The organism is Betaproteobacteria bacterium (genome assembly GCA_016709965.1).
GTDB lineage: Bacteria > Pseudomonadota > Gammaproteobacteria > Burkholderiales > Rhodocyclaceae > Azonexus > Azonexus amarohabitans.
Genome location: JADJLT010000006.1, coordinates 309,535 through 321,711, shown reverse-complemented (window position 1 = coordinate 321,711; position 12,177 = coordinate 309,535). Strand labels below are relative to the sequence as shown.

Sequence of the window (12,177 nt, the reverse complement as noted above, 5' to 3'; positions counted from 1 at the left end):
TGGAAGATTTTCTAAAGCAAGTTCACAGATGCAAATCGCATCACAGCCAACCAAAGAAAGCGCTGGCTCAGAGGCTGATTTGAAAATTCATTTTCAGCAAATTGCTCAGCTTCCGCACGAGCCATTGCCGCTGCGCTTGACACCCATTTTTGTCAGCAGCTTCTCGGGCGGACAAAAGCCGGTGAATCCACTCTGCAACAAATTGAAGCCGACAAAAGCGGTAAAAGCGAGGAACCATTTCGATACAAAAATCGGACTGCCATCGACACCCAGCGCCAGCGACAGAAGGATGAAAGTGCCCGCCATGATGCGGATGATGCGTTCTGTAGTCATTGTTGATGCTCCTTGCGGAAGGCTGAGAAATAGAGAACGGGGATGACCACCAGCGTGAGCAGCGTGGACACCATGATCCCGAAGATCAGGCTGAGGGCCAGACCATTGAAGATGGGATCGTCGAGAATGAACATGGCGCCGAGCATGGCGGCCAGCGCGGTCAGCGCAATCGGCTTGGCGCGCACCGCCGCGGACTGCACGACGGCCTCACGGAAAGGCATGCCGCTCGCTACCTGCAGCTTGATGAAATCGACGAGCAGAATGGAGTTGCGAACTATGATGCCGGCCAGGGCGATCATGCCGATCATCGAGGTCGCCGTGAATTGTGAACCGAACAGCGCGTGGCCGGGCATGACGCCAATGATGGTCAGCGGAATGGGCGCCATGATGATCAGCGGCACCAGATAGCTGCCAAAGTGGGCAACCACCAGCAGATAGATCAGGATCAGGCCAACGCCATAGGCCGCGCCCATGTCACGGAAGGTTTCGTAAGTCACCTTCCATTCGCCATCCCATTTCACGCTGTAGCCCGCGTAGGGGTCGTTCGGCTGGCGGATGAACCATTCGCCCAGGATGCCACCCTCCTTCAGGGCCATCCCATTGATCTTGCTACGGATATCGAACATGCCGTAAAGCGGTGAATCGAGTTTGCCGCCCATGTCGCCGACCACATAAACAACCGGCAGCAAATCCTTGTGGTAAATGGCTTTTTCGCGGGCCGCATCACGTACTTCAACCAACTCGGAAACAGGCACAAGCTGACCATCACGTGAACGGACACGCAGCTTCAACAGCGCATCCAGAGTTGATTGCTTCTCGGCGGGCAGCGTCACCCGAACCGGGATTTCAAATTTCGATTCGGTATTGCGTGCCGGCGTCACATCCTGTCCGGCCAGCCCCATGCCGACCACCTCGACGATATCGCTCTGCGCCACGCCGAGTTGCGCGGCCTTGCTTTGCAGCACATGCAGAATGAACTTGCGCGCATCGGCCTCGATGTAGTCATCGACCGCGACGATATCCTTGGTGGACTCAAAGGCCTTGCGGACTTCCTTGCCGACACTCATCTGCCCGTTCATGTCCGGACCATAGATTTCGGCCAGGATAGGGGACATGACCGGCGGTTCCGGCGGCACTTCAACCACCTTGGCGACCCCGCCGTTGCTCTTGCCGATGGCCTCGATGCGATCACGCAGCGACACGGCGATCTCATGACTCTTCCGCGAACGGTGATGCTTGTCGGCAAGATTGACCTGGATATCACCCTTTTCCGGCGCGGCGCGCAGGTAATACTGGCGAACCAGACCGTTGAAATTGATCGGGCTGGCCGTACCGGCATAGGCCTGATAATTGGTCACGTCTTTTTCGTGCACCAGCTCGGCGCCGATTTCGTGCAGCACGCGGGCTGTTTCTTCAAGCGGCGTTCCGAGCGGCATATCGAGAACGATCTGGAATTCGCTCTTGTTGTCAAAGGGTAGCATCTTGAGCACAACAAGCTGGAAATACGCCAGCGAGACGGAGCCAAGAATCAGCAGAACGATGGCAATCGCCAGCTTGACACGCATCGCCCCACCCTTGATCGGGTCGAGGAAAGGTGTCAGCAATTTCCGGAAAGTGGCGTCTAATCGCGCATCGAGTTTAGATGGCTGGTGCTCGCCATGCACTCCGCCGCCATGCGATTTCATCATTTTCGCGGCCAGCCACGGCGTCACGACGAAGGCGACCGCCAGCGAAATGGCCATGCCCATCGACGAATTGATCGGAATCGGGCTCATGTACGGCCCCATCAGCCCGGTGACAAACGCCATTGGCAACAGCGCCGCGATGACCGTCAGCGTCGCCAGAATGGTCGGCCCACCGACTTCATCGACGGCGGGCGGGATGATCTCAAGCAGACTTTTGTCAGGATAAAGCCCCTGCCAGCGATGGATATTTTCAACCACCACGATGGCGTCATCGACCAGGATGCCGATCGAAAATATCAGCGCGAACAGCGACACGCGGTTCAGCGTGAAGCCCCACGCCCAGGACGCGAAAAGCGTTGCCGCCAACGTCAGCGTCACCGCCACGCCAACGATCACTGCCTCGCGCCGGCCCAGCGCGAAAAACACCAGCAACACGACGAAGGCGGTCGCAAAAATGAGCTTGCCGATCAGTTTTTGCGCCTTTTCGGTCGCCGTTTCGCCATAGTTGCGCGTGATGGTGACTTCAATCCCTTCAGGAATCACTTCGTTTTTCAGGGCATTTATCCGGTTGACCGCAGCATTCGCCACATCGGCCGCATTGACGCCCGGCTGCTTCGATATCTGCATCGTGACCGCGGGAAACTCGCCATTCTGGTCGCCAAACCAGGCATAGCGTTTCGGCTGATCCGGACCATCCTCGACCGTTGCCACATCGCTCATGTAGACTGGCTTGCGTTCACTGGCATCACCATGCACCGCAACGACCAGTTGCTTCACATCCGCCGCCGATTCAAGATAGGTGCCGGTCTGCACCAGCACTTCCTGGTTGCCGGCAGTCAGGTTGCCGGATGATTGCAGGGCGTTGGATACCTTGAGCGCACCGGCGATGTCCTGCGGCGTCACGCCGAAGGCATTCATCCGCTCGGCATCCATCAGCACGCGAATCGCGTGGTCGGGTCCGCCGATGGTCGACACATCGCGCGTTCCCTTGATGCGCTTCAGTTCAATTTCGACGGCACGCGACACTTGCTGCAGATCGAAAGCAGAACGGCCGGGATCCTTGGTCCAGAAGGTCAGCCCGACGATCGGCACATCATCAATGCCGCGTGGCTTGATCACCGGCTCCATGACGCCCAAATTCGGCGACAGCCAGTCCCGGTTCGAATTCACCGTGTCGTACAGGCGCAGCACGGCGTCGTTGTATTTGATGCCGACGTCAAACTGCACGGTGATCACCGCCATACCCGGACGCGAGGCCGAATAGACGTGCTCCACACCATGCATGCGCGACAGCACCTGTTCGCCGGGACGCGCCACCAGATTTTCAACATCCTTGGCCGATGCGCCAGGGAAGGCGATCATCACGTCGGCCATCGTCACATCAATCTGCGGCTCCTCCTCGCGCGGCGTCACCAGCGTGGCGAAGAGCCCCAGCAGGAAAGCCACCAAAGCGAGCAGCGGTGTCATCCGCGATTCGAGGAAGGCGGCGGCGATGCGACCGGAAATGCCGAGATCGGAGCGACTCATAAACCCTTACTTGCCTTTCAGTTTCATGATGCCAAGCGCATCCATGACCATTTTTTCAAAGACCGTTTCGGTCGTACCTTTTTTCATTTTATGCATGAAATACTTTTCAAATCCTACCTTGGCCAGATGCACCCACTTGCCCTGCGCGAACCAATTGACGTTGCGTGGCGGAATCTGCGGCAGCGCGACAAAGGCAGCACCGCTATCGCCGAAATCGGCCAGACAGATGGCGTTCCACGTGGCCTTCTCGGGGGGCGCCTTGCCGTCGAGCACGGCACGAATGTTTTTTGCGGTGGCCGTCACCATCGACTCGATCATGTAGCCGGTTTTCGGCGTACCGGTCGGCACCGGCGTTGCTTCGACCGGGGGAATGGCGACACAGACGCCAACGGCATAAATTTCCGGATACTTGATATTGCGCTGATACGGGTCAATCAGGACAAAACCTCGGGGATTGGTCAGCCCTTCGATATCAATGACTGCATCAATGCCCTTGAACGCCGGCAGCATCATCGAATACTTGAAGGGTAGTTCGTGCTCGCGTTTGGGCTTGCCATCTTCGTCGTGCTCCGTCACGAACATCTTGCCGGCTTCGACGCGGTTAACCTTGGCGTTACAAATCCACTTGATGGTTTTGTCGCGGAATATCGACTCCATCAGACCTTTCGAGTCGCCGACGCCACCCAGACCGAGGTGACCGATATACGGCTCTGACGTCACGAAGGTCATCGGCACCTGATCGCGAATCTTTCGCCGGCGCAAATCCGTTTCCATGATCATTGCAAATTCGTAGGCCGGCCCGAAGCAGGATGCGCCCTGTACGGCGCCAACAACGATGGGGCCTGGATCAGCCACGAATTTATCCCACGCCTTGCTGGAAACGGCGGCGTGATCAACGTGACAGACAGATTGCGTATGGCCTTGCGGACCGAGCCCTTCAATTTCCTCGAAGGCGAGCCGGGGACCGGTAGCCAGCACCAGAAAGTCATAATCAATGCGCCGGCCATCATCGAGCTCCAGCTGCTTTTGCACCGGATGCAAGCGCTTGACGCCGACCGGAATGAAATTGATGTTATGCCTGGCGAGCAGCGGCGCAATCTCCAGCTCAATCTCTTCGCGCTGCCGCCAATTTACGGCCACCCACGGATTGGAAGGGACAAAGTGGAACTTCGTTGTATTGGCAATCACGGTAACTTGGTCGCCGGGTCGCGCCGCTTCCCGCATTTCATAAGCCATTGGCATGCCACCCAAGCCGGCGCCAACAATTACTATGTGTGCCATATCAATCTCCTCCTGCTACGGTGCCCGGTTGGGGCATGCTCCAGTCAGGCGTTCCGGCTGCTACCGGTATTTTCGCAAGAATTATTTTGTATCCTGCGACGACTTCGTCGTGGCATCCTTTTGCGCGATACCCGCTCTCACCGGGTCGGTCACAACCCGGTCGCCCGCCGACAGACCGGCAAGTACCTCGATTTCACCTTGCCCAACAGCATCGCCCAGGCGCAATTGACGCAGCGATAGCCGATTGTCGGCGGTCTGCACATAGACGGCAGCCACCTCGCCACGACGCAGCACGGCAACAGCCGGCACCGTCAGCTTTTCAGCCTGACCGGTAATGAAATGGACGCGGGCAAACATGCCCGGCGTCGCCTCCGGAACATCAGGCAGCGTGACACGAACCAGAGAAACGTGCGTTGCGGCATCGGCCGTGGGCAGGACTTGGACCTTGACTGCATCGACCCACTTGCCAAGTTCAGGGAATTCAACACGAGCCGTCCCGACGCCACGCATTGCCTTCAGACGATATTGCGGAATGCTCGCCGTTACGCGCAGCGTACCCGGCTGGTAAATCGTGAACAGCGGCTTGCCCGGCGTCGCCATGTCGCCCATTTCGGCGTGACGGCGGGCGACAATGCCGGTCATCGGCGACACGATGGTGGCGTGGCTCTGGCTCGCGCCAGCCGCCGAACGGTTGGCCGCCGCCGAGTCGAGGTCGGCCCTCGCCTTGTCGAGCGCGGCCGAACTCATGAACTTCTGCGCAACCAGACTTCTGGTGCGATCGAACGTCACCTTGGCATTGGCGTACTGCGCCTCGGCCGCGCGCGCTGCTTCGGCTGCCTCGCGGGCATCGATGCGCATCAGCACGTCGCCTTTCTTGACCGACTGCCCCGCATCGGCCTTGACTTCAAGCACGCGGCCAGCGGTCTGCGCACCGACCGTCGCCTGCTGCACCGCCTCAACCAGCGACTCCGCCGGAAAGGCCAGGTCGACCAAATGCGACTTGACGGTGACAACCGGCAAAGGCTCGGCAGCCATTGCTGCGGTCAACCCGAAAAAAAGACTGAAAACAAAAGGACGTAGAATATTTGCACTCATAATATAAGGATACTCTTATTTATTGGATTAACACAATCCTTTTAAATATTAATAATTGATTTTATTGACTTTTTATACCCAAGAAATAGAGCGCAAGGCGCCCGATCAGGCAGCCATCTCGATCAGCAAGGTCTCGATTTCGGTACGGCCAACCGGGCTGGCCATGGCGATCAAGGTAAATCCCGGCTTCAGCAAAAAATCCTTGTCCGGATTGAACTGCCAGCTACCATTGCGCTCGCGCACCGCCAGAAAAACATAGTTGGCACTACGCAGTTTCAGCGCGCCAACCGGTTTGGGTATAAACCCGGCCGGTACCGGCACCTCCTCGACACGAAGGTTTTTCTCGGATTTCAGCATTTCATCGAGGAAGGACACCACGTGCGGGCGGATCATGGCCGACGCGATGCGCATGCCGCCGGTAAAGTCTGGTGAAACGATCGCATCCGCCCCCGCCTTGCGCATTTTCTCGATATTGCGCGTTTCGGTGCAGCGGGCCACAACACGTAAATCCGGCTTCAACTGCTTGGCGGTGATGACAATCATCAGGTTGCGCGAATCGTCACCGGTCACGGCGAACAGCCCTTTTGCATCCTCCAGATCGGCGGCCAACAAGACATCGTCGTCGCTGGCATCACCGTTCAGATAGAGGAAGCCGAGGTTTTTTTCCTTGTACTCTTCAAGCCGATGCAAATCTTCGTCGATGCCGACGAAATGCCGGTTGGTTGCCTCCAACTCGTGCGCGATGTTGCGCCCGACCCGGCCGAAGCCACAGAGGATGTAATGGCCTTTGAGTTTCCTGATTGCTTTTTCCATGCGTTTTCTCCGCAGGGTTCCATTGAGGTCGGTTTCGAGCAATGCCACCGTCACGACCGAAAAGAGCAGCGACAGATTGCCGGCGCCGAGGATGCCGATCACCACCGTCAGAATCCGCGCCGACTGGTTGCTCGACATGTCGATGATTTCACCGAAGCCGATGGTGGCGACGGTAATGAAGGTCATGTAAAAACAGTCGAACCACGAATACTTGTGATCCGTCAGGATCATGTAACCGACCGTGCCGAACAGGTGTACGGCGAACAACATGCCCAGCGCAACGTAAACCAGCCGGAAGATGTATCCGGCCTGCGTCGTGTTGATCGAAGCCACGCGCGCTCCCGTCCTCACTCGGCGAGCGGAACCGACTGGGTCATGAAGATTACGGCCTTGCCACCATCCATATTGGCATGCAGCGACTCGACCAAGGGAGGATTCACCGGCTGCTCAGCCTCCCAGCGAATGATGAAGTTGGCACCGGAGCCGCCGGATGCGTCGTTCAATTCAACGAAAAACTCGATCGTACCCAGCGGCGGCACAAAGGTCGGCGCTGTAATGCGCTCTGCCAGCAGGCGTCCATTGGTATCGAAATACTTGGCCGAAAGGACACGAATCGGGCGCCGGGAATCCGTGTTGCGGACACTGACCAGCGTTGACAACAAGACGGACGAAGCCTTGCCACTCTTGCCCAGATTGCCGTACAACATATGGGAATAGATAGGCAAATACAGTGTTTGCCCTTTGACCAGCGGACGAACCTCCTGGGCGAATGCTGCGGTCGACGCCGAAAAAAGCGCAAAAACCAAAACACCCAGCCAAGCCCGCCAGAATTTCTGCCGTCGCATACTCCCCCCTGTTTTTCGCACCATGGAACCGTGGCATTGAATCCACTTGTCCTGATTCTGCCACAAGCCCTGCCTGACTGGGCAAACGGGGAAAGTGCGAACGACTATCCGCGACCGGCGCCGAGCAAGGAACGCAACAAACCGGGCAGGGACTGCCAGTTGACCGGCTTGGCAATGTAATCGGCAGAAAGCTGGTGTGCCCGCTCGAAAAATGTGGCATCGCCATGCCCCGTCACCAGAACCACCGGAAACTCCGGCCCATGACTGCGGCGAATGGCGGCGCAGACCTCAAAGCCATCCATGCCTGGCATCTCGACATCCAGCAACGCCATATCAAACGGGGCGCGCTGAAATTCGGTCAGCGCATCGTTGCCGTTGTCGACCAGTGTTGGCATGAAATCATCACCCGCTAACGCCGCCCGCACCAGCAAACCGGCCGTCGGGTCATCGTCTGCCACCAGCACGCGCCACGGCGTCGGACTCATCAGCTCACCTCTGGCAACTGTTCGCGAATGGCCGCTTCGACACGGGCCCATTCTGCCCGCAGGGCTTCAACGCGGTTCAGTAACTTGCGCATTTCTCCATCCCTTCCAAACTGCTCGATTTCGCCGCAAAGCCGGGCCAAACCATTGGCCCCCACATTGAAGCTGCTTGATTTCAGGGCATGCGCGGCACTGGCGATCAGCTTGGCATCACCATCAGCCAAGCCCTGCTCAAAACGCCCCCACTCACGCGCGGCCGCTTTCAAATAGGCGGCCAGTACCTGCCGAAGCAAGACCTCCGCGCCATCCGGCGCCAAGGCGCGCACCTTGTCGAGTGCGGATGGGTCCAGGGGAGCCGCCTCATTCGGTTCTGACGGATTGATGGAGGGCTCAACGTCGGCCATTGGTATGCTCTTGCGCCGCTCAAGCGGCAACCAGCGAGCCAGCAACACCAGCAATTCCTCGCCGGTATAGGGCTTGGCCAGATAGTCGTCCATCCCTGCCTCGGTACAGCGCTCGCGGTCACCCTTCATGGCATTGGCGGTCAGCGCTATTACCGGCAAGTGCTGGCCACTGACCATTTCCCGCTCGCGCAGTACCTTGGTCGCAGCAAAGCCGTCGACAATCGGCATCTGGCAGTCCATCAAGACCAGATCCACCACTTCGCTTGCCAGCAGATCAAGCGCCTGCTGACCATCGACTGCGGCAACCACTTCCAGCCCCATCCGCTCCAACTGGACGCGTGCCACGATCATGTTGCTTTCATTATCCTCGGCGATCAATACCCGGCCACGCAACTTGCGGGCAGGCGATCCTGGCCGCCCCCCCCCCGCCTTGCGCCGATTGAGTGCGACATCGACCGCCAGAAAAAGATCGGCCTGACGCAGCGGTTTGGGCAGGCAGGCAGCAAGCTCGAAACCCGCCTTCTTCAGCTGATCCGGCATATCGACGGCAGACGAGAAAGCGATTATCCGTGCCGCCAACTGCTTGTTATCCCCCAAAAGCGCCCTGACCAGATCAATACCGTGCATCTCGGTCATATCCATATCAATCAGGAACAGCGCATAGGGCTGGCCATCCCCTTTGGCCACCTTGGCCATCGCCAAGGCCCGCATGCCGGAGCCTGCCGTATCCGCAACAAAGCCACGGTTGCGCAGTTGGCCAAGGAGTATCTCGCAATGCGCCGGCGTATCGTCCACGATGAGCAAACGCTCCACCGATACTTTCACGGTCTGCTGATCGGGCTTCTCTGGCAACATGCGGCCAAACGGCAGCAGCAGTTCGGCCGTAAAACTCGACCCCTTGCCGGTTTCGCTCTCGACACCGATACTGCCGCCCATCAAGTCGATCAGTCGCCGGCAAATCGCCAACCCCAGCCCGGCACCCCCATACTGGCGCGCCGTTGAGCCATCCGCCTGGGCAAAATGTTCGAAAACGCGATCCTGAGCCGCCAGCGGAATACCGATACCGGTATCACTCACGGTCAACGCGAATTTAAGACCGTTTTCCGAACGTTCACGAATGGTCAAGCGCAGCGAGATTTGTCCGCTAGCAGTGAATTTGATGGCATTGCCCAACAAATTCACGATGATCTGGCGTAAACGAAGGGCGTCGCCCAGCACGAATAAAGTCTCGTCCGGCGGCAGATCCGCCAGCAACTCCAGACCTTTTTTATGAGCTTGTTGCGAAAACAACTCCAATGACTCTTCGAGCAAGTGGCGCAGATCAAAATCAACCGCGTCAAGCTCCAGCTTGCCGGATTCTATTTTCGAGAAATCGAGGATGTCGTTGATGATCCCCAACAAGTGCTTGCCGGAGCGTTCGACCGCCTCGATGAACTGACGCTGGGTAGGCGCCAGCTCGGTAGCCAGCAATAGCTCCGTCATGCCCAGAACCCCATTCATCGGCGTCCGGATCTCATGGCTCATCGTGGCCAAAAATTCGCTCTTCGCCAGGCTACCGGCCTCCGCGAGCTCCTTGGCCAGACGCAGTTCGCGCGTTCGCTGCTCGACGATTTGCTCCAGGTTGCCCAAATGCGTCGACAACCAATGATCCCGCTCACGAATCTGGTCAAGCATCTGATTGAAGCCATTGGCCAGTTGGGCGATTTCGGTCACCGCGCTATCGGCCGCGTGAATGTCCAGGTGCCCGACCGACACTTCGGCCATGTTCCGCGTCAAATCCTGCAGCGGCGCCATCAGCTTTTCGACATGCCGCCCCTGAAAACGCAGCGCAAGGGCCAGTGCCAACGCCATTTCAAGCAGGATCAAACCGAGATAGACCAGTAGCTGCTGATAAACCTTGCTCAGGTCGATACTCAGGCGCAACCATCCCGAGTGCTGCGCGACAAGTACAGGCGCATTTTCATTGTGCAGAAAAAGACTCAAGCGCAAGCGTTCGGAGGATTGATCGACGAGACCGACAGGCACAAGGAAGTCAATCTGCCCCCAGGAGAAATGATGCCCGGCCACCGGGTTGAGCAGTGGCGCAGTCATGGCCTTGCTGCCGGGTCGATCATAGGCGGCAAACAACGAAAGATCGTCGCGGAACACTGCCGCGGATTGCACCTCGGGCAAGGTACGCAAAACCATGAACCTGGTCTCGACCGCCAGCCGGTCGTTATTGCTCAGCGCCTGCCCCATGCCTTCATTCAGCAAATCAAGCCGGAGGTAGCCCTCTTCAACCTGTTCGCGCATGCTCACCCAACCCAGGGTGCCCAGAATAAAGACGCTGACAAAAGCGATGGCCAGCAACAGGACATAAAAATTTATTCTCGCCAGCCGACTGCGCAACGAGACTGTTGGAGCATTCAGTGTCACGCCCGCCCCCCGGCGCCGAAGTCACTCTCCTGCCTCGCCGTCGCTGCGGCGGCCCAGGCTTGCCGAAAAGCAACCTTCAGGGCTGTACGCAACTCAGCCGTAATATCGGCCGGATTATCATCCGTGCGCTTTAGTAGTGCCTCCTCGAGTGCCCGCGCCCTCTCGCTCAGTTGCTCTGCCCCAATATTCGCTGCTGCGCTCCGTATCGCATGCACTCGCTTGCGCTCCAGAGTATCGTCGCCAATACTCGCCTGCCAGGACTGCTCCCAACCGGCAAAATGCTCGACAAAAAGCCCGACCGCCTCCCACCAAAGCTCGGGTTGATCGAGCATTCGCTCGATCGCAGCAATCACATTAAACCCATCCAGAGAGCGCGGAACAATCATCAGTTACAGGAAATAAAAAGGGGGATTCGAAAAGTCCAACAAAGCAGCCGAATTGTCGCCCGGGAAGCCGACTCATTGTTAAAGAATGGTAAAACATTTCCTTTGTTTTACATTGGATTACAATCATTCCTTTATCGTACGATCGAAACGAAGAACCATGCGGCAAATTGCCCTAATAGTTGAAGACGATCCGGCGACCCGGCACGTGCTGGGTACGACCCTGGCCACTGCCGGCATTGATAGTATCTACGCTGAAAACGGTGCTGCAATGTGGCGTAGGCTGGAAGAAAAGCCCGACGTCATCATCCTTGATCTCAGTCTGCCGGATGCCGACGGACTCGAACTGCTTCGCCAATTGCGCCAGAACTCCGAAATCCCGGTCCTCATCCACTCCACACGCTCGGATGAAATCGAACGCATCATCGGCATCGAAATCGGCGCCGACGATTTCCTGCCCAAACCCTGCAACATGCGGGAACTGCTAGCCCGCACCCGTGGCCTGCTGCGGCGAGCCCAGCGCACCAACAGCCCGCTTCGCAATGGTGAGCAGCGCCGCCTGCGTTTTGGCGAGTGGACACTGGATACTGCCTCGCGAGAACTTACCTTGAGCGGCGGCCAGCCCACGCCGCTGGGCGTATCGGGGTTCGCCCTGCTCTCCAGCTTCCTGGAACACCCGTTTGAGCCACTTTCCCGCGAACAACTGTCGCGCGTCCTCAAGCGCGAATACGTGCCTTACGACCGCATTATCGACGTCCACGTCAGCCAGATCCGACGCATTCTCGGCAAACAGGCCGACGGCAGCAGTTTTATCAAGACCCTGCGTTCGCAGGGCTACGTTTTCATCGCCCAAGTCGACGCTGCGAATTAATTCGACCCGCAAACGCCGTGACGCGACCATTGCCCGGCAAGCC

Annotated in this window: 10 protein-coding genes; 1 reads left to right on the top strand and 9 read right to left on the bottom strand. The window is 58.0% G+C overall.

Annotated elements, in window-relative coordinates; translation table 11 throughout:
* Window positions 1-105: 105 nt before the first annotated feature.
* The 9 genes from IPJ12_16025 to IPJ12_15985 form a co-directional block, all read right to left on the bottom strand.
* Window positions 106-333, bottom strand: a complete 228-nt coding sequence (locus IPJ12_16025; protein ID MBK7648608.1) for a DUF2892 domain-containing protein — start codon at window positions 331-333, stop codon at window positions 106-108.
* Window positions 330-3,545, bottom strand: coding sequence for an efflux RND transporter permease subunit (locus IPJ12_16020; GenBank protein ID MBK7648607.1), 3,216 nt, complete (start codon window positions 3,543-3,545; stop codon window positions 330-332). The genes IPJ12_16025 and IPJ12_16020 overlap by 4 nt, the downstream gene beginning before the upstream one ends.
* 6 nt (window positions 3,546-3,551) lie before the next feature.
* Window positions 3,552-4,826: an NAD(P)/FAD-dependent oxidoreductase gene (locus IPJ12_16015; GenBank protein ID MBK7648606.1), complete on the bottom strand. Its 1,275-nt coding sequence runs from the start codon at window positions 4,824-4,826 to the stop codon at window positions 3,552-3,554.
* 81 nt (window positions 4,827-4,907) lie between these two features.
* Window positions 4,908-5,921 carry an efflux RND transporter periplasmic adaptor subunit gene (locus IPJ12_16010; GenBank protein MBK7648605.1) on the bottom strand — a complete coding sequence of 338 codons (1,014 nt, stop codon included), beginning with the start codon at window positions 5,919-5,921 and terminating at the stop codon, window positions 4,908-4,910.
* Window positions 5,922-6,026: 105 nt separating this feature from the next.
* Window positions 6,027-7,067 (bottom strand): NAD-binding protein, encoded by a 1,041-nt coding sequence (locus IPJ12_16005; GenBank protein ID MBK7648604.1) that lies wholly within the window; start codon window positions 7,065-7,067, stop codon window positions 6,027-6,029.
* Between the two features lie 14 nt (window positions 7,068-7,081).
* Window positions 7,082-7,579, bottom strand: coding sequence for a DUF3124 domain-containing protein (locus IPJ12_16000; protein MBK7648603.1), 498 nt, complete (start codon window positions 7,577-7,579; stop codon window positions 7,082-7,084).
* Between the two features lie 104 nt (window positions 7,580-7,683).
* On the bottom strand, window positions 7,684-8,064 hold the full coding sequence (locus tag IPJ12_15995; GenBank protein ID MBK7648602.1) for a response regulator: 381 nt from the start codon (window positions 8,062-8,064) through the stop codon (window positions 7,684-7,686).
* Window positions 8,064-10,880 carry a response regulator gene (locus IPJ12_15990; GenBank protein ID MBK7648601.1) on the bottom strand — a complete coding sequence of 939 codons (2,817 nt, stop codon included), beginning with the start codon at window positions 10,878-10,880 and terminating at the stop codon, window positions 8,064-8,066. Before IPJ12_15990 ends, IPJ12_15995 begins: the two co-directional genes overlap by 1 nt.
* Window positions 10,877-11,233 (bottom strand): Hpt domain-containing protein, encoded by a 357-nt coding sequence (locus tag IPJ12_15985; GenBank protein ID MBK7648600.1) that lies wholly within the window; start codon window positions 11,231-11,233, stop codon window positions 10,877-10,879. Before IPJ12_15985 ends, IPJ12_15990 begins: the two co-directional genes overlap by 4 nt.
* A gap of 190 nt (window positions 11,234-11,423) precedes the next feature.
* Here IPJ12_15985 and IPJ12_15980 point away from each other — a divergent pair, with 190 nt between their 5' ends.
* The gene (locus IPJ12_15980) at window positions 11,424-12,134 is read left to right on the top strand and encodes a response regulator transcription factor (GenBank protein ID MBK7648599.1); all 711 of its coding nucleotides are present in this window, start codon (window positions 11,424-11,426) and stop codon (window positions 12,132-12,134) included.
* Window positions 12,135-12,177 lie beyond the last annotated feature (43 nt).